This window comes from Nonomuraea sp. 3-1Str (assembly GCF_031570565.1).
Taxonomy (GTDB): domain Bacteria; phylum Actinomycetota; class Actinomycetes; order Streptosporangiales; family Streptosporangiaceae; genus Nonomuraea.
Genome location: NZ_JALHBK010000001.1, coordinates 203,872 through 230,715 on the forward strand (window position 1 = coordinate 203,872; position 26,844 = coordinate 230,715).

A 26,844-nucleotide genomic window follows, 5' to 3' on the forward strand; every position below is an offset into this window, starting at 1 on the left:
GACACCATGACCCACGCGCTCGCAGCGGCCCGCGACAACGCGGCCTGGTGTGACACGATGTGCCGCGCCCACGGGCTGACCGGCCGCTTCACCTCCCTCGCCTGGACGAGCCCGTGCCGGACCCCGCCGTACTATCCCGACGCCGTCACCCTCTCCCCGGACGCCACCGAGGCCGACGTGCTCGACGGCATCGACGCGGGCCCGGGGGCCTCGGTCAAGGACAGCTTCGCCACGCTGGACCTCACGCCGCACGGCTTCCACGTGCTGTTCGAGGCGCAGTGGATCCACCGGCCGCCGATGCCGGCCCCGGAAGGAGCCGGGAACGCCGGGGAGGTCGTCTGGCGGCGGGTGCGCACGGCGCCGCAGCTCCGCGCGTGGGAGAACGCCTGCTTCGGCGGCGGGACGGACGGGCTCTTCCCGCCGTCGCTGCTGGAGGAGGTCGCGATCCTGTACGGCCGGCGGGACGGCGAGATCGTCTGCGGCTGCGTGCTGACCGTCGGCGGGGAGGCGGTGGGGGTGTCCAACGTCTTCGCGAACGGCTGCGACGACGACACGGCCTGGGCCGGGACGGTCGCCCGGGCCACGGGGTCCGGCCGCCCGCTGGTGGGTTACGAGGCGGACACCGCGCCCGCCGAGCGCCACGGCTTCACCCCGGCCGGCCCCCTCAGGATCTGGCTCAGGAGCTGAGGGCGCGGAGCACGTCGTCCAGCCCGGCGTTCTCCCGCACGCTGACCCGCTCCCGGCCGGTCTCGATGTCCTTGAACCCGCTGGAGGTGCCCACGCACACCACCGGCCCGTCGAACTCCCGCCCCAGCCTCCGGTAGCCGGCCAGCCCGGCGGCGCCGGACAGCTCCTGCCACAGTCCCTGCCCGGCCAGGACGTCCCGGGCCGCCAGCAGCTCGGCGTCGGTGACCGGCACCGCCTCACCCCCGCTGTCGCACACCGCCCGCACGCCCCGGTGCCCGCCGACCGTGCAGGCGATGCCGTACGCGCCGGTGGGCCCGGTCTCGACGATCGCCGCGGGCGCGCCCGTCGCCAGGGCCCGCGCGTGCGGGGCGCCCACGGCCGGCTCGCAGGCGAACATCCGCGGCGCCGACTGCGCGACCCCGAGCCGGCGCAGCTCCGTGAACCCCTTCCACACCCCGTACAGCATCTCGGCGTAGCCCGTCGGCGCGAACACCGCCGCCGGGACCCGCCCGAGCTGGGCGAACAACTCGTACGCGATGGTCTTGTAGCCCTCGGCGCCGAACGGGTGCCCGGTGTGCGTCACGGTGAGGTTGCTGACCGGGTGGTAGCCGAGCCGGTCCACGATCTGGCGCATCAGCGGCCAGCGTTCCTCCTCCGGCACGGTCAGCACCTTGGCCCCGTACGCGCGGACGAACGACTGCACGGCCGGCGGCGAGCCCGCCGAGGCGAGCACGATCGCGGGCAGCCCGGCGCGGGCGGCGTAGGCGGCGGCCGAGGCGCCGTGGTTGCCGGAGGAGGAGACGACCACACCCGGCGCGCCGGCGCCCACGGCGGCGCTGACGGCGACCCGGTTCAGGCGGTCCTTGTGCGACCAGGTGGGATTGCGCGACTCGTCCTTGAGGTGGACGCCGGGCAGCCCGTCCAGCTCCAGCAGCGGCGTGCCGCCCTCCCCCAGCGTCGGCACGCGCAGCGGCGGCAGCAGCGGCGCCCAGCGCGCCAGGTCCGGCCCGGGCTCCTGGCCGAACAGCGCGGTGTCCACGCGCGCGTAGTCGTAATCGACCTCCACGGGGTACGCGATCTCGTCCGTGCTCGTCCCGGGGCAGCCGAGCAGCTGCGGAGGCCACAGCGGGAACGTGACGGACGGGTCGCCCAGGGAGCGCTGGCAGGTGGCGAGGGAGGGGCCGTTCATTCCGCCGAGCCTAGGCGGAGACCCACGAGCGCCCGAAAGGGGCCTCGCCACGGGACGCCGGACGTTGCACACTTCTAGGCATGTCGTGGGCCGGAAGATCAGCAGGAGAGATCGCCTCCGCCGTGCGCCGCGGCGAGGTCAGCGCCGCCGCGGTCGTCGAGGAGCATCTGGACCTGATCGCCCGGCGCGACCCGCAGGTGGGCGCGTTCCGGGTGGTCAGGAAGCGGGCCGTGGAGGAGGCGCGGGCGGTGGGCGAGCGCCGTGACCTCGCCGATCTGCCGCTCGCCGGGGTGCCGGTGGCGGTGAAGGACAACCTGGAGGTCGCGGGCGAGGCCATGCGCGCCGGTTCGGCCGCGACGGCCGACTCGCCCTCGCCGCGCGACCACGAGGCCGTTGCCCGCCTGCGCGCGGCCGGCGCGATCGTGGTCGGCCTGACGAACCTGCCCGAGCTGGGGCTGGTCGCGTTCGGCGACAGCGTGTTCGGCACCGTCCGCAACCCGTGGAACCCCTCCCGCACGGCCGGCGGCTCCTCCTCGGGCAGTGCCGCGGCCGTGGCGGCGGGCATGGTGCCGATCGCGCTGGGCAACGACGGCATGGGCTCGCTGCGCATCCCGGCGGCCGCGTGCGGCGTGTACGCGGTCAAGCCCGGCGCGGGGCTCGTTCCGGCGCCCGGTGACGACTGGGACGGGCTGAGCGAGAACGGCCCGCTGGCGGCGCGCGTGCCGGACCTGGCGCTGGCCCTGTCGGTGCTGGCGGCCGATCCCACGCTGGCCGAGTCGTGGCGGGCCGGCCGGCGGCTGGAGCCGGCGCCCCGGATGCTGCGGTCGGTGTGGGCGGGCGAGGACGAGGTATGGGACGCGCCGCCGCCGCCCGCCGAGGTGGAGCCGTTCGACCTGCGGATCGCGTACGCGCCGCAGCCGCTGCCGACGGGGCTGCCGATGGACCGGGAGTTCCGGGCGGCGGTGCGCGGGGCGGCGGAGACGCTGCGGGTCGCCGGGCACACGGTGGTCGAGCATGAGCGCCGTCTGCCGTTCTGGCTGGGGCCGTCCACGGTCGCCACCTGGCTGTCCCGCGCGGCGCAGGCCGCCGACGCCCTCCCGGCCGCGGGGAGGGCCGGTGGCCGGGGGCTCGATCGTCGCAGCCGGGCGCTGGCCCGTGCCGGCCGGCTGCTGCGGACGCTCAGCCTGGACGGGGCCCGGGGACGGGCGCGCTGGCAGGCGTACGGAGCCGACCAGTGGTTCGGGGACGCGGACGTGCTCATCACGCCCGTCCTGGCCACCGTGCCGCCCGCGGCCGGGGGCTGGCGGGAGCGCGGGTTCGCCCGCAACGCGCCGGCCAACATCAGGTTCGCCCCCGCGACGGGGCCGTGGAACATGTGCGGCTGGCCGGCCCTGGCCGTGCCGATCGCGACGCATTCGAGCGGCCTGCCGATCGGCGTGCAGCTCGTCGCGCCTCCGGGCGGCGAGCCGCAGCTCCTCGGCCTGGCCGCCCAGCTCGAAGCCGCCCACCCGCTGGTCCGCCCGCCCGGCATGTCCGCGTGACGCCCGCCGGGCATGTCCGCGTGACGCCCGCCAGGGCCGGGAGCGCGGGCTCGACGGCCGCCCCCTCCGACCGGTCGGGCCGGCCGCCGCCCGCGGTCAGGGCTTGCCTGGACGCTTCCCGCCCAGCATGGTGACCACGCGGCGGGCAGTCGTGATCACGCCGGAGCCGACCGCCCCGACCAGGGGCTCGCGCTCCTCCTCCGCTGTGGGCCCCGTGTCGGGGTGCGCGGGCGGGACACCGCCGGCCCGGCAGGCTTCGAGCTGCGCCGCGAAAGCGACGCCCAAGAAGAGCGCGATCGAGCTGAGGAACGACCACAGTAACAGCGCCATGACCGCCGTCAGCGGGCCGTACGTGGCGCCGAAGGTGCTGTTGTTCGCCGTGTACAGAGCCAGCGCCAGCGTGAACAGGGTCCACAGGGCCAGCGCCACCAGCGCGCCGAAGGCGAGCCAGCTGTGTCCGGGCTGCCTGCGCCGGGGCGAGGCCCTGAACAGGGTGACCGTGGACACCAGCGCGAGAAGGAAGCCGAGCGGCCACCGGACGAGCGCGAACGCCTGCCGCGTCCCGTCGCCCCAGCCGAAGACCTCGGTCATCGCCTCGCCGATGGCCCCACCGCCGACCATGACCGTGAACCCGGTGACCATACTCACTCCGGCGACCAGCGCGAGCAGGGCGGCCCTGGCGTACTTGCGATGGAACGGCCGGTCGCGCTCGACACCGTAGATCCGGTTCGCGCCTCGCTCGAACTGCGCCATCGCCGTGGTCAGCGCCGCCAGTGTGGTCGCCAGGCCCAGCCACAGGGCGAGCGCGCCCCGTGCGTGATGCCCGTTGCCCAGGGCCTCCGTGACCGCCGCGCCATCGCCGGGGGCCAGGCGGCGCAGGGTGAGTTCGAGCACCTGGCCGAGCTCTTCCTGGTGGGTGACGGAGCTGAGGCCGACCAGCGCGATGGCGCCGGGGATGATGGCCAGGCAGATCTGGAAGGCGAGCGCGCGCGAGTGGCTCATGCCGTCGCCGTACCTGAACCGGATCAGCGAGTCGCGCGTGAGATGCCATCCGCCGTACTTGCGCAGGGTCGCCCACGCGTCGTCGGCGGACAGCTCGTCGCCGACCATGGCGCGCGTCTGGGGGACGGACACGGTAGATCCCACGGCGAAGACTTATACCCGTTTTCGACGGAAACGCGTAAGCGCGGCTCGACATCGACCGCTGGACGGTCGGACTTACCCCGATTGAACACTCCCCTCCCTAGAACAGTGACTCGACATCTGTTGCTTCGGCTTCCGACAAGGGAGATCTCATGGTTTCGCATCGAGCGGCAATGGCTCGCATGGCCTCGGTGGTGTGCGCGGCGCTGGCTCTGAGCGTGGCCGCGCCCGCCACCGCCTCGGTGTCCGCCGGCCCCGTCAAGGTCGGGGACGTGCAGAAGGCCATGGAAGGCTTGGTGAAGACGGGCCACGTGGTGGGCGCCATCGGCGAGGTCTACGTGGACGGCAAGCGGGTCGGTAAGGGATCGGCCGGCTCCCGCCTGCTCTACGGCAAGGGCGGCGCCATCCCGTCGAACGCCCGCTACCGGATCGGCTCGCAGACCAAGACCATGACCGCCACCGTGGTGCTGCAACTGGTCAAGGAGGGCAAGCTGAGCCTGGACGACAAGCTCGGCGAGGTTCTGCCCGAGGTGGCGGAGAAGGACCTGGTCGAGCGGGCCGGCGAGATCACGGTACGCCACCTGATCCAGCTCACCTCGGGCATCCCCGACTACATCGGCCCGGACACCTCGGACCCCGCGCGTGACTACCGCCCGACCGACCTGCTGGCGGCCTCGCGCAGGAACTCCCGGCCCGTGGAGGTCGGGACCTTCAACTACTCCAACACCAACTACATCCTGCTCGGCATGATCATCGAAAAACTGTCCGGAAGGTCACTGGCGGCCGAACTCAACCGGAGACTCTTCGCCCCACTCGGAATGCGCGACACCTACCTGCCCACCAAGGCGACCGAGGGCATCAAGGGCCCGCACGGGCACGGCTACGCCCCGGACGAGACGGGCAAGCTGCGCGATGTCGACAGGCTCAACGTCACCACCATGCTCGGCGCCGGCGGAGTGGTCTCCACCGCGCGCGACGTCAGCACCTTCCAGAGCGCCTTCCGACAGGGCAGGCTCCTGCCGGAGTCACTGCGCAAAGTGATCACTGATCCGGCGCCCGGCCAGCTGCCGCCGCCTTCGGGCGGCCCGTGCGCCGGCAACCCCGAGTTCGCCGCAGGGGGCGGGGGCAGCGCCCCCGGCTTCACCGCCGCGACCTACACCTCCTCGGACGGCCGCCTGCAGTTCGCCGTGTCCGTGACGGTGGCCATGGACGATGCCGAGCGCATGACCATGCCGCGACGCATCACCAGCGCTCTCCAATCGGTGTTCTGTCCGGCGACATGAAGCGAGCGCGGTGTGCACCTACTCGGAGCCGAGGTCGGGGAGGCGGCGTCTGGCGTGGTCGATGAGCGCCCGGGCCGCCGGGCCGGCCTGTCCCTCGGACCGCCACGCGATGGCCATCCGGCCGCGCAGCCGGGGCCGGGTGATCTGGATGACGTGCAGCCGTCCCTCGGCCGCGCTCACCGCCGTCTCCGGCAGCACGGCGATGCCCAGGCCACGGGCGGCCAGCCGGGCGAGCACCAGCGGCTCGCTGGCCTCCAGCGCGACCCTGGGCCGGAACCCCGCCGCCGCGCACCCCTCCTCCAGGCCGGCCCGCAACCCGGTGCCCGGCGGCAGGCTGAGCAGCACCCGCCCCTCCAGGTCGGCCAGCTCGACGCCGGGCCGGCCGGCCAGCTCGTGGTCGAGGCTCACGGCGGCGACGAGCGGCTGACTCGCCACGATCTGGACGTCCAGCCCCGGCGGCACGGCCGGTCCGAGGCCGAACAGCCCGAGGTCCATCCGCCCGGACCGCACCTCCTGGATCACGGTCTCGGGGTCGGCCTCCTTGAGGGTGATCTCGACGGCCGGGTGGGCGTCGTGGAAGTCGGCCAGCAGCCCCGGCACGTCGAGCACACCGGGCAGGGAGACGGCGCCCATCACGACGTGCCCCCTCAGCAGCCCGGTCAGCTCGTCCACCACCTGCCGGACGCCGGCCACGGCCTTCAGCGCCGCCCGCGCGTAGGGCAGGACGGCCTCGCCCGCCGCGGTCAGCCGCACCGTGCGCCCGGACCGGTCGAACAGCGGCTGGCCCAGCTCCCGTTCGAGCTGGCGGATCTGCGCGCTGACCCCGGGCTGGGCGACGTGCAGGGAGGCGGCGGCCCGGGTGAAGCTCGCCTCCTCCACGACGGCCACGAAGTAGGCGAGCTGACGGAGCTCCATAACTGAAGCTTATACCAAGGAGTAGAAGCATCTCTTTGACTTCTGAGTCCGGCCTGGCCGGCATGGCTGCCGGTGCCGGCCGAGGGCGGGCTGCTCGTCAGCACGCGGCGGATGACGGGCGTGCGGGTCGACCCGCGCGACGCCCTGGCCCCGTGGTCGACCGGGGGCCGCGCGCTCACCTTCCTGTCCGGCGAGCACGCGGCCCCCGACCACGTACGAGCGGCCTACGCCCCCGGCGACTACACGCCTGGCCGCGCTCAAGGCGGTGCGGGACCCGGCCGACGTCTTCCGCCTCAACCACAACATCCCGCCGGCGACCTGAGCCGGACGGGGCTCAGACGCCCAGCGGATGCCAGACGGTCTTGGTCTCCAGGAAGCGGGTCATCCTGGTCAGACCCGGATCGGCCGTCCAGTCCACGGGCTCCGGCGCCGGCCGCAGGACCCTCTTGAGGTTGCCGGCCGCCTCCTGCTCGCAGCGCAGCGCGAGGTCGGCGTCGTCCACCCCGGTCAGGTCCAGCCCGTTGACGTCCATGTGGGCCGCCAGCCACGGGGCCAGCTCCGCCTGCCGCCCGGTGAGGACGTTGACCACCCCGCCCGGCAGGTCGGAGGTGGCCAGCACCTCCGCGAACGTGATCGACGCCAGCGGCGACGGCTCGGAGGCCACCACGACGCACGTGTTGCCGGTGACGACGACGGGCGCCACCACCGACACCAGCCCGAGCAGCGGGTCGGCCGGCGCGACGACCGCGACCACGCCGGTGGGCTCCGGCGACGAGAGGTTGAAGTACGGCCCCGCCACCGGGTTGGCCGTGCCGTGCACGGCGGCGATCTTGTCGGACCAGCCCGCGTACCAGACCAGCCGGTCGACCGCCGCGTCCACCGACGCGAGGGCCTCCGCGCGGCCGAGGCCGAGCTCGTCGGCGAACTGGGCGCGGCGGCCTTCCAGCATCTCCGCGACGCGGTAGAGGATCTGCCCCCGGTTGTAGGCCGTCGCCCCGGACCAGCCGGGGAACGCCTTGCGCGCGGCCACCACGGCGTCGCGGGCGTCCTTGCGCGAGGCGCGGGAGGCGTTGGCCAGGAAGTCGCCGTCGGGCGAGGTCACGGTGTAGGACCTCCCACTCTCCGAGCGGGGGAAGGCCCCGCCGATGAACAGCTTGTAGGTCTTGCGCACGGCCAACCTACTCATCGCCGCGTCCCCTCCACGTGATCTCCTGCGACATCTCGACCGGCACGAAAACCTGGCCGCACCGGCTCACGCCGCAGCGGTGGGCGTACCAGCCGGTGCGTACGGGCCGCCCGGCGCGGGCGTAGGCGTGGCCACGGGTGGCCTGGGCACGGCGCGCCCTGCGGCGGGCGCGGCGGTGGTCACACGTCAAGGTACGCCTCCAGCCCGTGCAGCCCGCCTTCCCGGCCGTAGCCGGACTCCTTGTAGCCGCCGAACGGCGAGGCGGGGTCGAAGCGGTTGAAGGTGTTGGCCCACACGACCCCGGCCCGCAGCCGCTCGGCCATCCACAGGATGCGCGAGCCCTTCTCGGTCCAGACGCCGGCAGACAGCCCGTACGGGGTGTTGTTGGCCTTCTCCACGGCCTCGGCCGGGGTGCGGAAGGTCAGCACGGACAGCACGGGGCCGAAGACCTCCTCCTGGGCGATGCGGTGGGACTGGGCCACGCCGGTGAAGAGGGTCGGCGGGAACCAGTAGCCGCGCTCGGGCAGGTCGCAGGCCGGCGACCAGCGCTCGGCCCCCTCGCTCTCCCCGATGTCGCTGAGCGAGCGGATCTTGGCGAGCTGCTCGGCGGAGTTGATCGCGCCGATGTCGGTGTTCTTGTCGAGCGGGTCACCGAGCCGCAGCGTGCCGAGCCGGCGCTTGAGCGCGGCCAGCAGCTCCTCCTGGACCGACTCCTGCACGAGCAGGCGGGAGCCGGCGCAGCACACGTGGCCCTGGTTGAAGAAGATGCCGTTGACGATCCCCTCGACGGCCTGGTCGATCGCGGCGTCGTCGAAGACGATGTTGGCGGCCTTGCCGCCGAGCTCCAGCGTGAGCTTCTTGCCGGTGCCCGCGACGGTCCGCGCGATGAGCCGGCCGACCTCCGTGGAGCCGGTGAAGGCCACCTTGTCCACCTCGGGGTGGGCCACCACGGCGGCGCCGGTCTCGCCCGCGCCGGTCACGATGTTGACCACGCCGGGCGGCAGCTCGGCCTGGCGGCAGATCTCGGCGAACAGCAGCGCGGTCAGCGGCGTCGTCTCGGCGGGCTTGAGCACCACCGTGTTGCCGCAGGCCAGCGCCGGGGCGACCTTCCAGGCCAGCATGAGCAGCGGGAAGTTCCACGGGATGACCTGGCCGGCCACCCCCAGCGGGCGCGGGCTCGGCCCGAACCCGGCGTGACCGAGCTTGTCGGCCCAGCCGGCGTAGTAGAAGAAGTGCGCGGCCACGAGCGGCAGGTCCACGTCCCGCGACTCGCGGATCGGCTTGCCGTTGTCGAGGGACTCCAGCACCGCCAGCTCGCGCGAGCGCTCCTGGATGATCCGCGCGATGCGGAACAGGTACTTGGCCCGCTCGGAGCCGGGCAGGGCGCTCCAGCCGCCGAACGCCTTGCGCGCGGCGCGCACCGCGCGGTCCACGTCGTCGGCCGAGGCGAAGGCCACCTCGGCGAGCGTCTCCTCGGTGGCGGGGTTGACGGTCTTGAACTCCGGGCCGGAGCCCTCGGTGAACTCGCCGTCGATGAACAGGCCGTAGGACGGCCGCAGGTCGACGACCTCGCGCGACTCGGGGGCCGGCGCGTACTCGAACATCGCCATCCTCAGTCCAGGGTGAAGTAGTCGGGACCGGCGTAACGGCCGGTGGCCAGCTTCTCACGCTGCATCAGCAGGTCGTTGAGCAGCGACGAGGCGCCCAGGCGGAACCAGTCGGGCGAGAGCCAGTCGTCGCCGGCGACCTCGTTGACGAGCACCAGGTTCTTGATGGCGTCCTTGGTGGTGCGGATGCCGCCGGCGGGCTTGACGCCGACCTGGCGGCCGGTGCGGTCGCGGAAGTCGCGCACCGCCTCCAGCATGACGAGCGTCACCGGCAGCGTCGCCGCGGGCGAGACCTTGCCGGTGGAGGTCTTGATGAAGTCGGCGCCGGCCAGCATCGCGAGCCACGAGGCACGCCGCACGTTGTCGTAGGTGGCCAGCTCGCCGGTCTCCAGGATGACCTTGAGGTGGGCGTCGCCGCAGGCCGCCTTGACCGCGACGATCTCCTCCCACACCTTGAGGTAGTCGCCGGACAGGAACGCGCCCCGGTCGATCACCATGTCGATCTCGTCGGCGCCCGCGGCGACCGCGAGCTCGGTGTCGGCCACCTTGACGTCGAGGGAGGAGCGGCCGCTGGGGAAGGCCGTGGCCACGGAGGCCACCTTCACGCCCGAGCCGGCCACGGCCTCCACGGCCACGGGAACCATGTCGGGATAGACGCAGACGGCCGCCACGCGGGGGACCCCGGCGCCGGGGTGGACGGCCTTGACGCACATGGCCCGCACCTTGCCACGGGTGTCGGCGCCCTCCAGAGTGGTCAGGTCGACCATCGAGATGGCCAGATCGATCGCCCGGGCCTTTGCCGTCGTCTTGATGGAACGGGTGCCCAGCATCGCCGCCCGCTGGTCCGCGCCGACCCGGTCCACACCGGGCAGGCCGTGCAGGAACGCTCTGAGCGTCGTGCCGGAAGCGGCCACGTCCGCGAGCGAAGTAGTCATAGTTGACACCTCCACAGCATCGCCGACCAGGGTGGCCAGCTCCAAACCGGATCTTTCCCCTGGTGTCCGGCCACTCGTGTCCGGCGAGCCGAGGAGAGGGCTCCCAGGGCGGCGTAAGGCGGCTCTGAGGTGCGCGTAGGGCTGTCTAAGGCGGTACGGGGCCACGTCCTAGGTACCCCTCTGCCAGAACCGCCCCGGAGATAGGGAATCCGCCCGATGTGGCGGGGTGGGCCTTAGCCCGAATCTTAAAGATGTCAGGAAGAAGCGGGTTGAAACAGGAGACACCATGAACCCCGAGATGGACTACCAGCTGATGAAGAGCCACGCGCGGGAGCTGCGCGCCGCCGCCGAGGAGCACCGCCGCGTACGCGAGGCGGAGAAGGGCAACAAGTCCGAGCGTCGCTCGGTCTTCGGCAAGCGCCGTTCTTCATGAGCACGTCACGAGAGCCCGGCCGCATCCTCCCTCGCGGCCGGGCCTCTGCGCCCACCTGAAGAACCGTCCCCACCGGGAATCCCTCATAAATACGGCGAAAGCTCACCAAAGGGCATGACATGCTGGAAGACATGCTGGGCCGTTCGGTGAGTCCCGTCTTCGTCGGACGGGCGGAGGAGTTGACGACTCTCTCCCAGGCGTTCGCGGAGGCCCGGCAGGGCAACGCGACGGCCGTGCTGCTCGGCGGCGAGGCCGGCGTCGGCAAGACCAGGCTCGCGCAGCGCTTCGCCGAGCAGGTCACCCGGGACGGCGCCCTCATCCTGTACGGCGGATGCGTCGAGCTGTCGGCCGAGGGCCTGGCCTACGCGCCGTTCACCGCCGCGCTGCGGCAGCTCGTCCGGGAGCAGGGCCGCGCCCGGGTGGCGTCACTGCTGCCCGAGGGCGCCGAGCGCGACCTCGCCCGGCTGCTGCCCGAGTTCGGCGAGCCCAGCGGGGACGGCGACACCGACACCGGCCGGGCACGGCTGTTCGAGCAGATCCTCACGCTGCTGGAGCGGCTGGCCGAGAGCCGTCCGACCGTCCTCCTCATCGAGGACATCCACTGGGCCGACAGGTCCAGCCGCGACCTGATCGCGTTCCTGTGCCGCAACCTGAGCGCGCCTCAGGTGCTCATCGTCATGACGTACCGCTCCGACGACCTGCACCGGCAGCACCCCCTGCGCCCGGTGCTGGCCGAGCTGGGGCGGGTCAGCGGCGTTCTCCGGCTCGACCTGCCCCGCCTGTCCAAGGACGAGGTGGCCCAGCAGATGGCCGGCATCCTCGGCAAATCGCCCGCCTTCCACAAGGTGGAGAAGGTCTACGACCGCAGCGAGGGCATCCCGCTGTTCGTCGAGGCGCTGCTCGACGGCGGCGTGGACTGCGCGTTCCCGTCCTCGATGCAGGACCTCATCCTCGGCGCGGTCGAGCGGCTGCCCGAGGAGACGCAGCGGGTGCTGCGCATCGCCGCCGCCGGCGGCATCCGCGTCGGTCACGCGCTGCTCGCCGCCGTCAGCGGCCTGTCCGACCCGGAGCTGGAGGGCGCGCTGCGCCCGGCCATCGCCGGCAACGTGTTACAGATCGCCGACGGCCGCGCCTACCTCTTCCGCCACTCGCTCATCCGCGAGGCCGTCCACGACGAGCTGCTGCCCGGCGAGCACCAGCGGCTGCACGCCCGCTACGCCGAGGAGATCTCCCGCGACCGCACGCTCGTGCCGCCCGGCCGCGCCGAGGTCGAGCTGGCCCACCACTGGCACGGCGCGCGCGACGACGAGTGGGCGCTGATCTCCGCCTGGGAGGCGGCCCGCGCGTCGTTCCACGCCTTCGCCTACACCGAGGCCATCCCCTTGCTGGAACGCGTGCTCATGCTGTGGGACCGCGTGCCCGACGCGGCCGAGCGCATCGGCGCCGACCACACCGCGGTGCTGGAGAAGGCCAGCGAGGCCGCGCGCGCCAGCGGCGACCTCGACCGGGGCCTGAAGTTCGTCAAGGCGGCGCTGGCCGAGCTGGACGAGACGCGCGAGCCGGCCCGGGTCGCCAAGCTGCTCGTGCGCTGGGCCCAGCTCAAGGTCTACAAGGAGAAGACCGACGTCGTCGAGCAGCTCCGCCACGCGCTGCGCCTCGTGCCCGAGCCGAACCTGGCCCGCGTCGACGTCATCGTGCCGATGTCGCAGCACCTCATGCTGCGCGGCGACGCCGAGGAGGGCATCGCGCTCGCCGAGGAGGGCCTGGCCCTGGCCAGGAAGCTGGGCGACCGTTGCCAGGAGGCCGAGCTGCTGCTCAACCTGGCGCTCGGCCAGTCGCTCGCCGGCGACACCGAGGCCACGCTCGCCACCAACCTGCGCGCGCTGGAGATCGGCCGCGAGGAGGGCTCCGGCCGGGTGATCACCCGCGCGATCGGCAACAACGTCGACACGCTCAACGACCTCGGCCGCTGGCAGGAGGCCCTGGCGCTGGGAGAGGAAGGCTGGCGGCAGGCCAAGAAGTACGGCCGGGTCCGGCTGTCCGGCCTGTTCAGCCTGCTCAACATGGCCGAGACGCTGGAGGCGATCGGCCGCTGGGACGAGGCCCTCGACACCGTCGATCGGGCGCTCAACCTCGGCCCGGTGCTGCGCAACCGCCACCACCTGCTGCGGGTGCGGGCCGACGTGGCCATCGGCCGGGGCGAGGTGGACCTCGTGGAGAGCATCCTGCGCGAGACCGGCGTGCTGTCCGAGCGGCCGGAGGACTTCGTCCAGGACATCACCAACAGCATGCGGCTGCACATCGGCTGGCACCTGCTGCGGGGCGAGCCGGACGCAGCGCTGGCGGTCGCCGAGCGCACGCTCGCCCGGCCCGCCCAGTCCCCGAAGGCCATGCTCGGCTGGCGGCTGCTCGCCCTGCTGACCGTGGTCTGCGACGCGATGCAGGACGCCGAGCCGGCCCGTGCCCGCGCGGTGCGCGAGCAGGCCGCCGAGGTCGCCGCCCGGCTCAAGGTGAGCGGGCCGGTCGCCGAGGCGTACCGGCTGTCGTACTCACGCGACTTCGACGCGGCCGCGGCGGCGTGGGAGCGGCTCAACCGCCCGCACAACCAGGCCAAGGCCCTCCTGCGGGCCGCCGGGGTCGCGGCTCGGTCGGGCGACCGCGAGGGGGCCGCGTCACGGCTGGCGCCGGCCCGGCCGCTGGCGGCGGAGCTGCGGGCCGCGCCGCTGCTGGAGGAGATCGACGCGCTGGCCCGCCGCGTCGGCGGGATCCAGCCGCAGCAGCCCGGCCAGGTGACGCCGGAGCTGCTCACGCCGCGCGAGCTGGAGGTGCTGCGGCTGGTGGCGCTCGGCCGCACCAACCGCGACATCGCCGGCGAGCTGTTCATCTCGGCCAAGACGGTCAGCGTGCACGTGTCGAACATCCTGGCCAAGCTCGGGGTGACGACGCGCGGCGAGGCCGCCGCAGCGGCCCACCGCCTCTCGCTGCTGTCGCTCTAGGCACGCCTCACACGAACGCCTCCACCAGCAGGACGACGCCGAACACGGCGAACGCGGCGGCGGCGCCGTACCGGATGACCTTCTCCGGCAGGTGCTTGCCCAGCATGCGGCCGACCACGATGGCCAGCGCGTCGGCGGCCACCATGCCGACCGTGGAGCCGATCCAGGTGCCCAGCCAGCCGTGCTGCGTGGCCAGCGTGATCGTGGCCAGCATGGTCTTGTCGCCCAGCTCGCTCAGGAAGAACGCCACGGTGACGGCGATGATCGCGTTGCGGGTGGTGCGCTGCGCCTTGTTCGACTCCTCGTCGGACAGCTCGTCGCCCCTGAGCGTCCAGAGGGCGAACCCGAGGAACGCGATGCCCGCCACGACGGAGATGGCGGTGGTGGGCAGCGCGTCGCCCACCAGCCGGCCGACGGCCACGCTGAACAGGTGGACGACGGCCGTCGCCAGGGTGATGCCGGTCAGCACCGGCCAGAACTTGAAACGGGTGGCGAACGTCATCGCCATCAGCTGGCTCTTGTCGCCCAGCTCCGCCACGAAGATGACGGCGAGACTGATCCAGAACGCTTCCAACGGTCCTCTTCCGCGCGGCCGGGCCGTGAGCGGGCCGCCCGGGGGAGATCCGGGCATGACTCCGGCCCGGCAGCGTCTTCGTCCATGACGTACATGTCCACGACTGCCAGGCCGAAGGTCTCGTCCGCCCGTCAAAGGCCCGCGTGACCGGGCGCCGCGGCGCCAGTGTGTCGATCACGCGATTGGGACTACTCCCCCTCGGTGTGTTTCCGGAGAACTCTAACAAGCCTCCGGGTGTGCCCTATTCCGGGGCCCCGGCCACGGGCGGCTGCCCGGGGTCCAGCTCGCAGCCGACCAGCACCGGCTCGTTGACCAGCGTCACCCCGAACTTCTCCCGCACCCCGTCGCGCACCTCGCCGGCCAGCGCCAGCAGGTCGGCCGCGGTGGCCTCGCCCTGGGGGTTGGTCAGCGCCAGCGTGTGCTTGGTGGAGATGCGGGCCGGGCCGCGGGAGTAGCCCTTGGCGAAGCCCGCCTGCTCGATCAGCCAGGCCGCGGGGATCTTGACGGAGCCGTCCGGCAGGTCCCAGCGCGGGTGACCGGGCGCGCGGGTCCCCAGCTCCTCCGCCTCCTCCCGGCTCAGCACCGGGTTGGTGAAGAACGAGCCCGCGCTGCGGGTGTCGGGGTCGGCCGGGTCGATCACCATGCCCTTGGAGCGCCGCAGCTCCAGCACGGCCTCACGGGCGTCCGCCAGCGGCACCCGCTCGCCGGGCTCGACGCCGAGCCGCCCGGCCAGCTCCTTGTACGCGATGGGCGCCGACAGCCCGGACACGTCCAGGGCGTAGGTCACCGCGAGCACCACGTGCCGCCCGGGGTCACGCTTGAACGCGCTGTCGCGGTAGGAGAAGGCGCACTGGCGCGCCTCCACGTCGACGACGTGACGGGTGCGGCGGTCGTAGGCGCGTACGCACCTGATGGTCTGGGAGACCTCCTGGCCGTACGCGCCGACGTTCTGGATGGGGGTGGCGCCGACGAGGCCGGGGACGCCCGACAGGCACTCGACGCCGGCCCAGCCCTCCGCCACGGCGCGGGCGGCCAGCGACTCCCAGCTCTCGCCCGCCTCGACCGTGACGAGCACCTGCTCGCCGTCGCGCGAGACCGACACGCCCTCGGAGGCGACCTTCACGACCAGGCCGTCGAAGCCGTCGTCGGCCACCACGACGTTGCTGCCGCCGCCGAGCACGAGCACCGGCTCGCCCGTCCGGTCGGCCTCGGCCACCTCGGAGACCAGCTGCTCAGCGGTGGCTGCCTCGACGAAGCGGCGGGCCGGGCCGCCCAGGCCCAGCGTGGTGTACGGCGCGAGCATCTCCATGAGCCCCAAGCTTAGGAGATGCCCGGACCGCTCCGGAGTCGCTCCTCTTCGATGGGATCGGGAGGCTCGTCAGCGCTGGCGGCGGACCGGGAGGCGGTCGCCGGGGACCACCTGGACGCCGCGCAGTCCCCGGGACAGCTCCGAGCCGTCCCGCGCGTCCTCGGGTGCGTCGCCGAGGGCCGCCGACCTCCGTACCGCCAGCAGGTCGCCGCCGAGCGCGGAGACCTCCCGCGCGGCCTCTCCCGGACCGCTCTCGCGCCAGGCGCCGCCGTCCTGCTCCAGGCCCGTCCACCCGGCCGCCACCGCGCCGTCGTCGATCGCCGCGACGAGAGGCGTGATCGCGTCGCCGTCCAGCACGACGGAGCTGTCCATCACGACGTGCACCTCGGCCGTGTCCAGCCGCAGCAGCTTGGCCCGGCACTCCCCCCACGTGGCCGTGCCGCCCCGCCAGGCGGGCTTCTCCTCGACGTGCCAGACGGTGAAGCGCTCCGGGTGGCGGCCGGCCAGCTCGCTCAGCACCGCTCCGGCGCCGTCCACGTCGCCGAGGTCGAGGGCCAGGATGTGCGCGGCGGTGTGGTCGATCACCGAGCGCAGCGTCCGGCGCGTGTCCTCGGGGTTCCCGTCGACCACGACGCCGACGGTGGTCGTGATGTCCTCGGTGCGTACCCGCTGCCGCTCGGCGTTGACGCCGAGGTCGTCCAGGCGGTTGACGGCCAGCGAGCCGTCCCAGACGCGCTGGGCGTGGAGGAGGTCGTCGCCGGGGTCGCCGTGCTGGGCCGGGTCGCCGGAGAAGCCGAACTCCGCGGCGGGGTTGCCGCGCGCGCCGGACCCGGCGGCGCCCCCCGCGCCCGCCCCGGCGGAACGGGCCCGGCCCGTGCCGACCCCGGTGGCTACCGTCTGAGCGCTTCCCGCCGGCCGGTCGGCGGGGCTCGGGCCCGCGCCGCCCGGGCCCGCGCCGCCCGCGGTGTCGCGGCCGGTGCCCGTGCCGCCCGCGATGTCCTGCGGCCTCGGGGGATGCAGGCGGCGCGACGGCGTGCCGTCGGTCACGGCGGACACGGGGATCGATCGGACCGTTGGCCAGACTGTGACATGGTGCGGAGCTTCGGTCATGTCCACCCCGCTACCCCGAAGCCACCCGCCCTATCGACTCGCTCGGCTGATCCGCGTCCGGACGCCCGTCGGTCCGGTCGAGGGCCGGGTCGGCGGCCAGGATGCGGCGGTGGAGCTCCTGGACGGGTCTGCCGGGCTCCAGGCCGTGGTCGGCGATCAGCGTCGCGCGGAGCACGCCGTACGCCGACAACGCCTCCGCCTGGCGGCCCGCGCGGTACAGCGCCAGCATGAGCAGCGCGTGCAGCGGCTCGCGGGCCGGGTACGTCAGGGTGAGCTCCCGCAGCTCCGGGATGGCCGCCGCGGGCCGGCCGAGGTCGACGTCGGTCCGCAGGACCGCCTCGACGGCCAGCAGCCGAGCCTCCTCCAGGCGGCCGGCGTGCGCCCGGACCATCGGCGTGGCGGGGACGTCGGCCAGCGCGGGCCCGCGCCACAGGGTCAGCGCCGCCTCCAGCCGCGCGCGGGCCTGCGTCAACTGCCGGTCCCGGACGGCACGCCGGCCGTCCGCGAGCAGCCGCTCGAAGCGGACGACGTCCGTCTCCTCCGAGGCCACACTCAGCTCGTACGAGCCCTGCCGCGTGCGCAGGTCGTCGCCGAGCAGCCGGCGCAGCCGCCACACGTACCCCTGGAGCGTCTTGCGCGCGAACTTCGGCTCCGAGCCCTGCCACAGCTCCTCGGCGATCCGGTCCGCCGAGACGGGACGGCCGGCGTTGATCGCGAGGATGGCCAGGACGGCGCGGTGCTTGGGCGCGGTGACGGCCACCGCGCCGTCACCCCGGAGGACCTGCAGCGGGCCGAGCAGGCCGAGACGGACTCCATGGGACGTCGGGGGCAATGACTCCTCCTGAGCTCCTGCTGAAACGGACAGGCCACATCAGTGCTATCGGGCGGAGCGGATCCCGATCTAGACTGCCACGCCGCGCTTGCGCGGACCTTGCGCGCATGGGGCGGCTTCGCCGGGTACTTCGCCGGGTACGAGGGGGCTTGACAGGCTTGACGGGTTCGACAGGTGCGACGGGTGCGACGGGATGCCTGGAATTCCGGATCCTCGGGCCCCTGGAGTTCCGGCGCGAGGGCTCTCCCGTGCCGCTGACCGCGCCGAAGCAGCGGGGGCTGCTGGCCGTTCTGCTGATCAGGGCGGGGCGGCCCCTGCCGGCGGAGAGACTGGTCGACGAATTGTGGGGAGCGGAGCCTCCGCGCAGCGCGGACGGCACGCTGCACTCCCTGCTCTCCCGGCTGCGCGGCAAGGGCCTGAGCGGGCTGGTCAGAGAGCCGGGCGGCTACCGGCTGGAGCTGGACGGGGCGACGCTCGACGCCCGCGTCTTCGAGCGGCACGCCGTACGGGCGCGCGAGCTGGCCGAGGCAGGACGGCTCGAACGCGCCGCGGGGGTCTTCCGTGAGGCCCTGGGTCTGTGGCGGGCGGAGTCCCTCACCGACGTTCCGGACTCGCCGATCGTGACGGCCGAGCGGGCGCGCCTCGACGGGCTGCGGCCCGCGGTCGTCGAGCAGTACGCCGACGTGCTCGCCCGGCTCGGCCGGCACGCCCAGGCGGCCGGGGAGCTGCGGGAGATGCTGGCCGAGCACCCGCTGCGCGAGTCCCTGTGGGAACGGCTGATCCTGGCGCTGGACCGGTCGGGACAGTCGGGGGAGGCACTGGCCGCGTACGAGGAGGCGCGCCGCGTGCTCGCCGAGGAGCTGAGGCTGGACCCGGGGCCGGAGCTGCGCCTGCTCCAGCAGACGATCCTCCGGCGCCGCGCCAGAGCCGCCACCGGCGGCTCCCAGGCGGGCGGCTCCCAGGCCGGCGGCTCCCAGGCGGGCGGCTCCCAGGCCGGTGGTGACGGGGAGGCCGGGGTGGAGGCCGGCGGGGAGGCCAGCGGGGAGGCGGGCGGGAAGCCCCAGGGGCTGCCGCCCGATCTGGCGTACTTCACCGGCCACCGCGCCACCCTGCGGGAGCTGACCGCGCTCGCCGAGGGCGGGAACGCGACGGCGACCGCGGAGGGCGGGGGCCCGCCGCCGGCCCTCGTCAGCCGCCCGCCGGCCGACCACGGGCCTTCCCCGGCCGACCACGGGCGGACCCCGGCCGACCACGAGCGCACCCCGACCGGCCGTGGGCCGTCCCCGGCCGACCTCGGGCGCGAGACCGTGGTCGTGGTCAGCGGCATGCCCGGCGTGGGCAAGTCCGCGCTCGCCGTCCACTGGGCGCACCGGATGGCCGGGCGCTTCCCCGGCGGGCGGCTCTTCATCGACCTGCGCGGGCACCGGCCGCGGGAGGCCGTCACGCCCCGGGAGGCGCTGGACCGGTTCGTGCGCGCCCTCGGCATGCCGCCGGAGCGCGTCCCGGCCGGGGAGGACGAGCTCGCCGCCGCCTACCGGTCCTTGCTCACCGACCGGCGCGTGCTCGTCGTGCTCGACAACGCCCGCGACCCCGCCCAGGTGGAGCCGCTCCTGCCGGGCACCGGCGGCTGCCTGGCACTGGTCACCAGCCGCGACCGGCTCGCCGGGCTGGCCCTTCGCCACGCGGTGACGACCGTCGAGCTGGACGTCCTGACCGAGCCGCAGGCCGTGGCGCTGCTGGCCGCGGTCGTCGGCCCCCGCGCCGCCGACGATCCGGAGGCGGTGGCCGAGCTGGCCCGTCAGTGCGGGCGGCTGCCGCTGGCTCTGCGGATCGCCGGCGCCCACCTGGCCGGCCACCCCCACCGGCCGATCCGGACCTACCTGGCCGACCTCGCCGAGCGGGGACGGCTCGCCGCGTTGCGCCTCGGCGACGCCCCGCCCGCCGCGGTCATGGCCGCGTTCGACCTGTCGCACGAGGCGCTGGCCGGGCCCGACCGGGTCGCGTTCCGCCGTCTCGGGCTGGTCCCCGGCGGCGACTTCACCGCTCCGGCGGCGGCCGCGATGCTCGGCGTCTCCGCCGCCGAGGCCCGTGCCCGGCTGGACGCGCTGCGCGCCGCGAGCCTGCTCCAGTGCCGTCGCGGCCGGCTGGGCGAGGAGCGTTACCGCTTCCACGACCTCCTCCGCGACTACGCCCGTCACCAGGCCGAGACCGAGGACGCCCCCCACACGCGACAGGAGACGCTACGGCGGCTGCTGGAGTGGTACGTCACGCTCCGCGACCCCCGCGCGCTCGACGAGGAGCACGAGAACGTGCTCGCCGCCACGCGCCACGCCGCGGAGCACGGCCTCGACGCCGCCTGGCGGCTGCCTGCCGCGCTCGCCGAGCCGCTGCGGCTGCGCCACCGCCTGATCGACGCCGCCGAGCTGCACGCCCTGGCCGCCGCCGCCGCGGGGCGGGCGGGAAGGAGCCGCGAGGAGGCCGCCGCCCGCGGTGACCTCGGCACCGTGTTCGAGCATCTGGGCCGCTACCCCGAGGCCCTGGCCGAGCACCGCGGAGCGCTCCAGATCCACCGGCGGCTCGGGGACGCACATGGCGCGGGCGTCGCGCTGCGCAGCATCGGCGCCGTCTCCTGGCTGCTCGGCCGGTACGACGCCGCGCTGGCCGAGCTGGACGAGGCCCGGCGCCTCCTGGAGAGGTCGGGCGACGACGACGCCGTGGGCCGGACGCTGAACCTCACCGGCATCGTGCTGCGGCACCTCGGCCGCCTGGAGGAGGCCGTCACCTGCTACGAGCGGGCGCTGGCCGTCCACCGTGGCACCGGTGACGTCCACGGCCAGGCGAACACCCTCAACAACCTCGGCGTCGTCCGCAACACCCAGGGCCGGCCCGCCCAGGCGCTGGAGTTGTACCGCGAGGCGCTGGCCCTGCGCCGGGCGGCGGGCAGCCGCAAGGGCGAGGCCCGCGCGCTCAACAACATCGGCCTGGCCGAGGTCGCCCTCGGGCGGCACGCGGCGGCGCTCGGGCACCTGCGGCAGGCGCTGGCCCTGCACCGCGAGACGGGCGACCGCAGGGGCGAGGGGCAGGTGGCCAACGACCTCGCGGGCCTCTACCACCGGCTCGGCCGGGAGGAGGAGGCGCTGGCGCACTACGCCGCGGCTCTGCGCATCCGGGACGGCATCGGAGACCGCAAGGGGCTGGCGGAGACCCACCAGGAGCTGGCCGAGGCTCATGCGGCCCGGGGCGACGCCGAGGCCGCCCGGCACCATCTGGCGACGGCCGAGCGGCTCTTCGACGAGCTGGGCGTGACCGGCTGACCGCACCCCGCCGGTCAGGCGCCGACCGGCTCGATGAGACCGGCCGACAGGAGGCCCGCCAGGCCGGCGCCGAGCCCGGCGTCCGCGTCCGGCCCCGCCGCCTCGCGGTAGCGGGCGCGCAGCGAGGTCAGGTCCCCGCCGTCGCACAGGGCGTACAGCAGCCAGGCGTGGCCGTTGAGCCACTGGAACCGCGGCGTTCCGGGAGAGACGGCCACGAGCTGCCCCTGCTCGGGGATCGGGCACACGTGAACCGGCCGCGCCTGGCGGTAGCCGCGCGCCTCCAGCTCCACCTCCGGCCGCACATCCGGCCGCGCCTGGGCAGGACGAGAGGGGGCGGGCACGGGCAGGTGGACCGGCGCGAGGGGAGACACGGCTCCCACCAGCCAGTCGACGAAGCGCCGGCCGTTGTCCGTCAGCCCTTCGCCGTACGCCAGCGCGGCCTGCCGGGCGAGGTAGGCGACCCGTTCGAGGCCGGTGGTGTGCGTGCCCTCCGCCGCGGCAGGGCTGCCCGGCGTGGCCCGGTCGGCGAACGCGGTCGCCGGCGGCGTGCCGTACCGGGACCGGACGGCGGGACTCGCCGCCGCGGCCGCCGCCTGGAACAGCAGCAGGTGGGCGTACACGTGCAGGGCGAACAGGACCCGCGTCAGCGTCCACGGCCGCACCCGCCACGGGATGGGGACCATCTGGTCGGCGTCCGCGACCATGGAGCCGGTGCGGAGCACGTCGAACAGCTTCAGGTGCAGCCCCTCGTGGAACAGCGTCTCGGCCGCCGTCCACGGGTCGTCCAGCCGTTCGGGAGCCAGGAACAGCGCCGAGGGCAGCGGGTCGCCGCCGGAGATCGAGTTGAGTGCGCCGTCGGCCAGCTCGTCGCGGACGAACCCGGTCAGCGAGACGTGCGGCAGCACCCCGGCGCCCGTGCGGGGCAGCAGCTCGCCAAGGAGCGCCGCGGCGCGGGTCAGGGCCGACAGCAGGCCGGCGTCGGGGCGGACCCGGCCGCCGGAGCCCTCCTGCGACAGCGTCCCGGCCAGCAGCTCCTCCAGCCGGGCGCTCAGCTCGCGCTCCGGCCCCGAGGACGGGTGGAGGTCCGTCCACACCCACGAGACGGCCCCCGGCCAGGGGCGCACCCTCGGCTCGGACAGGCGCTCGCACGGGCCCACCCCGTCGAGCGTGTCGGCGACGCCGCTCTCCAGGAACCCGGCGAGGGCCCCGATCTGACCGGCTCCCCGCTCCAGGGCCGTCAGGTCGTTCTCGAACGCGTTGCGCAGCACCGGGTCGTACATCAGGGGCCGCAGCTCGGCGTCCCCGGCCTGCGCCAGCCGCTCCAGCCTGCCGGCGGCGCCCGGATGGTGCCGGGCCAGCACGCCAAGACCGAGGCGGTGACGGGCGAGGTTGCGGGTCTCGATGGCGGCGGCGTCGCCGAACCGGGGGTCGGAGCCGAGCGCCAGGTCGATGCGGGATATCAGGTCGTCGTTCGGTACGGCGTCCACGGGCGTCACCTCGATCTCACCAGGGGGTCTCATGGGGGACCTCGCCGGGCGGCCGGCGGCGGGAGTGCCCGCCGCCGGCCGCCCGTCCTCGCGTTACTCGGCGCGGGGGGACGCGAAGGGCGGGTACCAGGCGCGCTCGTGCTGCGCGTCGGTCGTGACGGCCGGCGTCGCGTTCGCGGCCAGCGTGAACTGCGGTACTTCCACGGTCTGAGTCGGCATGCTGTTGGCTCCGTTCTCCTTGATCGCTTGGCGTACTCGAATGTACGGAGCGCCGGTGTGGAGCCGGTGTGGCGGCGATCTCGCCGCAGGAGGAGCACGGAGCGGAGGGACGCGGAGGGCCGGATGAGCGGAGGGTCGGAGGGTCAGGCGGCCACGGCTCAGGCGAGCTGGACGACGGCGCGCGCCTTGGACAGCACCCTGGCGTCGCCCGAGCGGGCCGTCAGGCCGACGACCACGCGCCGGTCCGCCAGCTTCTCCTCCACCACGCCACTGACCGTGATCGTGGCGCCCTCGTCGTCGTCGGGCACCACCACCATCGAGGAGAACCGCACCCCGTAGTCGACCACCGCCGCCGGATCCCCGGCCCAGTCGGTGACGAAGCGGCCGGCCTGCGCCATGGTGTACATGCCGTGCGCGATGACGTCGGGCAGCCCGACCACCTTGGCGAAGCGCTCGTTCCAGTGGATGGGGTTGTAGTCGCCCGACGCCCCCGCGTACATGACCAGGTTGACCCGCCGCACCGGGTAGTCGACGGCCGGGAGCTCCCGGCCCACCTCGACCTCGTCGTACTGCACCGTCGCGGTCATCAGGCCGCACCTCCGCGCTCGACGATCGTGTTGTACGTGGTGCAGACCGCCTCGCCGGACACGGTGGTGACCTCGCTGCGGATGGTCAGCAGCTCGTTGCGGCCGGCGCTGCGGATGTCGGTGATCGTGGAGCTGGTGACCAGCTCGTCGCCCGCGTAGATGGGACGGACGTACTCGAACCGCTGCTCGCCGTGGACGACCATCGCGATGTTCAGGCCGAGCTCGGGGTCCACCAGCGCCTCGCTGCCGCCCTGGAGACTGAACACGATGGGGAACGTCGGCGGTGCGACGACGTCGGGATGACCGGCCGCCCGCGCGGCCTCCTTGTCCCGGTAGATGGGGTTGCCGTCGCCGATGGCGGCCGCGAACTCCCTGATCTTCACCCGGCTGACCTCGTACGGGGCGCTGGACGCGTACGTGCGCCCGACGAAGTCACGGTTCAAGGCCATCTGTGCTCCTTCGCATCGGCTCCCCCGCATGGGCTGCGCCGTCGAGCCAGACGCTAACAGAACAAGGTTCGGCTGTCGTCGCCGCTTTCCCGGGATTTTGCCGAGCGGATCAGACCACCGGGCGGGCGACACCGGTGGGCGAACACGACAAACCGGCGCCTCGATCCGGGGCGCCGGTTGTGTGGTGCGTGTGGCCAGGCAGTGCTGCCCGGCGAGCCGCGCTCGGAAGAGCTAGCGGGTCTCGCGGTGCGCGCGGTGGCAGCGGCAGTTGGGGCAGTACTTCTTCAGCTCAAGCCGATCCGGGTCGTTGCGCCGGTTCTTCCGCGTGATGTAGTTGCGGTGCTTGCACTCCTGGCAGGCCAGCGTGATCTTCGGCCTAACGTCGGTGGCAGCCACGTGGGAGTGCCTTTCTACGTTCGGGACTAGGACATGCCCAAGCCCAGGTCGGCGACCTGGGGAGGGGCAGTAGCGGAGGCCGGACTTGAACCGGCGACACAACGATTATGAGCCGTTTGCTCTGCCTGACTGAGCTACTCCGCCTTTGAGCCGGATGAAACGACCCGGCCCGTCGAGGATACCCGACCCGTGAAGCACATATGTACTTCGCCTGATCGGGTGAGTGCTCCCAGTATGCCTCAGGAACACCACTCTGACGAAATCAACGTCAGGGGCCCGTTCCCGCATTCCGGGGACCGGCCGATCGCTCCGAGCGGGGCTGGAGGGGCGGCGGGCTCACTGGCCGCGCGGAGTGCGCGTCAGCGTAGCAGCGGGGCCCCGGCCGCGCGACCTCTTCCCGCTCTTCCATGGACCGGTGGTCAGTGGTCGGTGGGTCGGTGCGCGGGGCCGGAAAAGGCGGCACAACGAGAAACGCCCGACTCCGCGTTCCTGCGGGTCGGGCGTACTGTCTGCTCGTGCTGTGAGCCCCCAAACGGAATCGAACCGTTGACCTTCTCCTTACCATGGAGACGCTCTGCCGACTGAGCTATAGGGGCCTGTCCGGCGCTGCGGACAGGTGTAACCATACACGGCCCTCAGCGATGATGCGAACTCGTCGAGGCCGCGCAGGTCGCGCTAGCCGACGGCCTCGAAGCCCCGCCGTGGCCGCAGGCTGACGACCTCGCAGAGATCGGCCAGGTCGACGAACGCGGCCACCTCGGCGACGGAGAAGCAGTCGGCGACGACCTGCCCCTGACGGCACACCCGCAGCACCTGCCGCCCCTCGCGCAGCCCCGGAACGATCTCATAGCCGTCGGGCCCGACCCATCGCCTGTCCATAGCGGCACAGATTAGCCCTCCGGTCTCTCATTTTTCGGCAGGCGACTGTCGTTACACCCCTACCAAGCAGGTCCGGACGGCGTCAGAGCCGGTAGAAGCCGGCGAAGTCCTTGAGCCGGGAGATGGAGTCCACGCGGACGAACGCCCCCGTCTCGGGCGCGTTGATCATCTTTCCGTCGCCCAGATAGATCCCGACATGGTGGGTGTCGAGGCCCTTCCGCGTGGCCCTGCCGAAGAAGACGAGGTCCCCGGGCGCGGCCGAGCCGACCCGGCGCATCCGGCGCACCTGGTCGTTGGTGGTGCCCGGCCCCAGCACGTCCTCGCCGTGCGCCTGCGCGTACACCCATCGGGCGAACCCCGAGCAGTCCAGCCCGCGCGTCCGCTCGGCCGGGCACGGCAGGATGCTCCCCCGGTAACCGGCGCACGTGCCCTTCGACGGACCGGGCTCGGCGCCGTGGCCGCCGCCCCACGAGTAGGCGATGCGCTGCCCCTCGATCCGGAGCGCGATCCGCACGATCTCGGGCTGCACGTACGGCATGAGCGGCACGGACGCGGTCGCGGTCAGCAGGAGGAGCGCCGTCACGAGCGCGAGCCGCCGCCTCACCGACACCCAGGGCTCCCTCCGGTCACAAAGGTCTGCTCTGGACAGATACTGCCTTATCAGCTCACGAGGCGCTCAGCGTGAGCCGTACGGACCCGACCTCGAACCGCAGTCCGACAGTGCCCTTGGCCGACCGGGGCCTGGTGGTGAAGGTCAGCGTGGCCTTCTGCCCCCGCCGCAGCTCGGCGATCTCGCAGCGCACCGCCGTGCCGCTGAACGAGCAGCCGGGCGCCGCCACGACGCGCTGCCCGCCGTATGCGCGGCCGGAGACCTTGATGCGCGTCACCGGGTGCGGCCCCGTGTTGGACACCGTGACCGTGTAGTGCCTCCTGTCCCTGGCCGCTCCCGCGACCGTGATCTCGGCCGGCGGGTTGGCCAGGTCGTCCAGCTCGTCCTGGGTCCCGTTGAAGGAGTTCTGCCCGCCCGGCAGCGTCCCCTTCTCGGCCGACTGCCAGAACGTGTGCCGCTTCCACCCCTTGGGCAGCTCGCCCGGGTCGGCCCCCCAGCGCGCCAGCCACAGCGGGTTGGCCTTGAAGGCGGCGGAGTCGCCCGTGCAGGTCCGCCACCAGCTCACGGTCGTGTAGATGATCGCCCGGCGGCCGGTCTCCTGCAGATACCTCCCCGTGAACCCCTTGATCCAGGTCACCATGTCGGCGGGCGACAGGCCGTAGCAGGAGTTCTTGCCGTTGCGGTCCTTGTACGGGTTGTCCTCCAGGTCGAGCACGCCGGGCAGCGTCCACCCGTCGGACCTCCAGGCGCCGCCGTTGAGCAGGAAGAAGGCCGCCTGCGTCGCGCCGTCGGACTCGTGCGGCTGGGCGAAGTGGTACGCGCCGCGGGCCAGGCCGGCCGCCGCGGCGCCGTCGTACTGCGCGTCGAAGCGCGGGTTGCGGTAGTCGACGCCCTCGGTGGCCTGGACGAAGGCGAACTTCCCGCCGCCGGACACGACGGTGCTCCAGTCGACCTCGCCGGTCCAGTTGCTCACGTCCACCCCGGCGATCGCGCCGTCCGCCGCGGCGGCGGCGCCGCCGGACGCGCTCAGGGCGCCGGCCATCACGGCCGCGAGCGCGGCCCCCAACAGACGATTCACGCCGGTGATCATCGTGGAGCCCGTACGGGCCCGCAAGGCGATTCAGTTCACCGTTATCAAAGCGCTTTCTCCGAAAAATGTCCTT

The 26,844-nt window shown here is 73.6% G+C and carries 26 protein-coding genes and 2 tRNA genes; 7 read left to right on the top strand and 21 right to left on the bottom strand.

Features of this window, described 5'->3' with window-relative positions:
* Nucleotides 1-6: 6 nt before the first annotated feature.
* The gene (locus MTP10_RS01155; RefSeq protein ID WP_310707040.1) at nt 7-687 is read left to right on the top strand and encodes a hypothetical protein; all 681 of its coding nucleotides are present in this window, start codon (nt 7-9) and stop codon (nt 685-687) included.
* Here MTP10_RS01155 and MTP10_RS01160 read toward each other — a convergent pair.
* Complete coding sequence (locus tag MTP10_RS01160; RefSeq protein ID WP_310707041.1) at nt 677-1,876, bottom strand: pyridoxal-phosphate dependent enzyme; 1,200 nt, start codon at nt 1,874-1,876, stop codon at nt 677-679. The genes MTP10_RS01155 and MTP10_RS01160 overlap by 11 nt on opposite strands.
* Nucleotides 1,877-1,956: 80 nt before the next feature.
* On the opposite strand from MTP10_RS01160, the gene MTP10_RS01165 reads away from it, so the two are divergent.
* Nucleotides 1,957-3,417, top strand: a complete 1,461-nt coding sequence (locus tag MTP10_RS01165; protein WP_310707042.1) for an amidase — start codon at nt 1,957-1,959, stop codon at nt 3,415-3,417.
* Nucleotides 3,418-3,513: 96 nt separating this feature from the next.
* Here MTP10_RS01165 and MTP10_RS01170 read toward each other — a convergent pair whose 3' ends face one another.
* Entirely contained in the window at nt 3,514-4,551 is a 1,038-nt protein-coding gene (locus MTP10_RS01170; protein ID WP_310707043.1) for a YihY/virulence factor BrkB family protein, read from the bottom strand.
* Between the two features lie 182 nt (nt 4,552-4,733).
* Between MTP10_RS01170 and MTP10_RS01175 the strand changes: the two genes are divergently transcribed.
* Nucleotides 4,734-5,843, top strand: a complete 1,110-nt coding sequence (locus MTP10_RS01175; protein ID WP_310707044.1) for a serine hydrolase domain-containing protein — start codon at nt 4,734-4,736, stop codon at nt 5,841-5,843.
* 18 nt (nt 5,844-5,861) lie between these two features.
* Here MTP10_RS01175 and MTP10_RS01180 read toward each other — a convergent pair whose 3' ends face one another.
* Entirely contained in the window at nt 5,862-6,758 is an 897-nt protein-coding gene (locus tag MTP10_RS01180; protein WP_310707045.1) for a LysR family transcriptional regulator, read from the bottom strand.
* Between the two features lie 247 nt (nt 6,759-7,005).
* On the opposite strand from MTP10_RS01180, the gene MTP10_RS41870 reads away from it, so the two are divergent.
* Nucleotides 7,006-7,080 (top strand): hypothetical protein, encoded by a 75-nt coding sequence (locus tag MTP10_RS41870; protein ID WP_397334411.1) that lies wholly within the window; start codon nt 7,006-7,008, stop codon nt 7,078-7,080.
* Nucleotides 7,081-7,092: 12 nt separating this feature from the next.
* Here MTP10_RS41870 and MTP10_RS01185 read toward each other — a convergent pair whose 3' ends face one another.
* The 4 genes from MTP10_RS01185 to deoC are packed head-to-tail and all read right to left on the bottom strand — an operon-like array spanning nt 7,093 to nt 10,486.
* Nucleotides 7,093-7,944, bottom strand: coding sequence for an aldehyde dehydrogenase family protein (locus tag MTP10_RS01185; protein ID WP_310707046.1), 852 nt, complete (start codon nt 7,942-7,944; stop codon nt 7,093-7,095).
* Nucleotides 7,937-8,134, bottom strand: a complete 198-nt coding sequence (locus tag MTP10_RS01190; protein WP_310707047.1) for a hypothetical protein — start codon at nt 8,132-8,134, stop codon at nt 7,937-7,939. The genes MTP10_RS01185 and MTP10_RS01190 overlap by 8 nt, the downstream gene beginning before the upstream one ends.
* Entirely contained in the window at nt 8,124-9,548 is a 1,425-nt protein-coding gene (locus tag MTP10_RS01195) for an aldehyde dehydrogenase family protein (RefSeq protein WP_310707048.1), read from the bottom strand. Before MTP10_RS01195 ends, MTP10_RS01190 begins: the two co-directional genes overlap by 11 nt.
* Before the next feature lie 8 nt (nt 9,549-9,556).
* The gene (deoC, locus tag MTP10_RS01200) at nt 9,557-10,486 is read right to left on the bottom strand and encodes a deoxyribose-phosphate aldolase (protein ID WP_310707049.1); all 930 of its coding nucleotides are present in this window, start codon (nt 10,484-10,486) and stop codon (nt 9,557-9,559) included.
* Nucleotides 10,487-10,772: 286 nt separating this feature from the next.
* On the opposite strand from deoC, the gene MTP10_RS01205 reads away from it, so the two are divergent.
* Nucleotides 10,773-10,919 (top strand): hypothetical protein, encoded by a 147-nt coding sequence (locus MTP10_RS01205; RefSeq protein ID WP_310707050.1) that lies wholly within the window; start codon nt 10,773-10,775, stop codon nt 10,917-10,919.
* Nucleotides 10,920-11,038: 119 nt separating this feature from the next.
* Complete coding sequence (locus tag MTP10_RS01210; RefSeq protein WP_310707051.1) at nt 11,039-13,915, top strand: AAA family ATPase; 2,877 nt, start codon at nt 11,039-11,041, stop codon at nt 13,913-13,915.
* A gap of 7 nt (nt 13,916-13,922) precedes the next feature.
* Here the strand turns inward: MTP10_RS01210 and MTP10_RS01215 are convergent, their stop codons facing one another.
* The 4 genes from MTP10_RS01215 to MTP10_RS01230 all read right to left on the bottom strand — a co-directional run bounded on the left by MTP10_RS01215 (nt 13,923) and on the right by MTP10_RS01230 (nt 17,740).
* The gene (locus MTP10_RS01215) at nt 13,923-14,489 is read right to left on the bottom strand and encodes a TMEM165/GDT1 family protein (protein WP_310707052.1); all 567 of its coding nucleotides are present in this window, start codon (nt 14,487-14,489) and stop codon (nt 13,923-13,925) included.
* Nucleotides 14,490-14,730: 241 nt separating this feature from the next.
* On the bottom strand, nt 14,731-15,792 hold the full coding sequence (locus MTP10_RS01220) for a UDP-N-acetylmuramate dehydrogenase (RefSeq protein ID WP_310707519.1): 1,062 nt from the start codon (nt 15,790-15,792) through the stop codon (nt 14,731-14,733).
* Nucleotides 15,793-15,867: 75 nt separating this feature from the next.
* Nucleotides 15,868-16,854 (bottom strand): hypothetical protein, encoded by a 987-nt coding sequence (locus tag MTP10_RS01225; protein WP_310707053.1) that lies wholly within the window; start codon nt 16,852-16,854, stop codon nt 15,868-15,870.
* Between the two features lie 64 nt (nt 16,855-16,918).
* The gene (locus MTP10_RS01230; RefSeq protein ID WP_310707054.1) at nt 16,919-17,740 is read right to left on the bottom strand and encodes an AfsR/SARP family transcriptional regulator; all 822 of its coding nucleotides are present in this window, start codon (nt 17,738-17,740) and stop codon (nt 16,919-16,921) included.
* A gap of 158 nt (nt 17,741-17,898) precedes the next feature.
* On the opposite strand from MTP10_RS01230, the gene MTP10_RS01235 reads away from it, so the two are divergent.
* A complete protein-coding gene (locus MTP10_RS01235) occupies nt 17,899-21,054 on the top strand; it encodes a tetratricopeptide repeat protein (protein ID WP_310707055.1) in 3,156 nt (1,051 codons plus the stop codon).
* Nucleotides 21,055-21,068: 14 nt separating this feature from the next.
* Here the strand turns inward: MTP10_RS01235 and MTP10_RS01240 are convergent, their stop codons facing one another.
* The 10 genes from MTP10_RS01240 to MTP10_RS01285 all read right to left on the bottom strand — a co-directional run bounded on the left by MTP10_RS01240 (nt 21,069) and on the right by MTP10_RS01285 (nt 26,759).
* Nucleotides 21,069-22,574 (bottom strand): aKG-HExxH-type peptide beta-hydroxylase, encoded by a 1,506-nt coding sequence (locus MTP10_RS01240; protein WP_310707056.1) that lies wholly within the window; start codon nt 22,572-22,574, stop codon nt 21,069-21,071.
* Between the two features lie 60 nt (nt 22,575-22,634).
* A complete protein-coding gene (locus tag MTP10_RS01245; RefSeq protein WP_310707057.1) occupies nt 22,635-22,760 on the bottom strand; it encodes a hypothetical protein in 126 nt (41 codons plus the stop codon).
* Between the two features lie 158 nt (nt 22,761-22,918).
* Nucleotides 22,919-23,347 (bottom strand): MaoC family dehydratase, encoded by a 429-nt coding sequence (locus tag MTP10_RS01250; RefSeq protein WP_310707058.1) that lies wholly within the window; start codon nt 23,345-23,347, stop codon nt 22,919-22,921.
* Nucleotides 23,347-23,796, bottom strand: coding sequence for a MaoC family dehydratase N-terminal domain-containing protein (locus MTP10_RS01255; RefSeq protein ID WP_310707059.1), 450 nt, complete (start codon nt 23,794-23,796; stop codon nt 23,347-23,349). Before MTP10_RS01255 ends, MTP10_RS01250 begins: the two co-directional genes overlap by 1 nt.
* A gap of 231 nt (nt 23,797-24,027) precedes the next feature.
* Nucleotides 24,028-24,192, bottom strand: a complete 165-nt coding sequence (gene rpmG / locus MTP10_RS01260) for a 50S ribosomal protein L33 (RefSeq protein ID WP_019632658.1) — start codon at nt 24,190-24,192, stop codon at nt 24,028-24,030.
* A gap of 70 nt (nt 24,193-24,262) precedes the next feature.
* Nucleotides 24,263-24,336 (bottom strand) — tRNA-Met (locus MTP10_RS01265).
* Nucleotides 24,337-24,715: 379 nt separating this feature from the next.
* Nucleotides 24,716-24,788: transfer RNA gene (locus MTP10_RS01270), tRNA-Thr, on the bottom strand.
* Nucleotides 24,789-24,867: 79 nt separating this feature from the next.
* A complete protein-coding gene (locus MTP10_RS01275) occupies nt 24,868-25,071 on the bottom strand; it encodes a transposase (protein ID WP_310707060.1) in 204 nt (67 codons plus the stop codon).
* An 82-nt stretch (nt 25,072-25,153) separates the two neighbouring features.
* Nucleotides 25,154-25,681: an NlpC/P60 family protein gene (locus MTP10_RS01280; protein ID WP_310707061.1), complete on the bottom strand. Its 528-nt coding sequence runs from the start codon at nt 25,679-25,681 to the stop codon at nt 25,154-25,156.
* Nucleotides 25,682-25,736: 55 nt separating this feature from the next.
* Nucleotides 25,737-26,759, bottom strand: a complete 1,023-nt coding sequence (locus tag MTP10_RS01285) for a GH25 family lysozyme (protein WP_310707062.1) — start codon at nt 26,757-26,759, stop codon at nt 25,737-25,739.
* Nucleotides 26,760-26,844 lie beyond the last annotated feature (85 nt).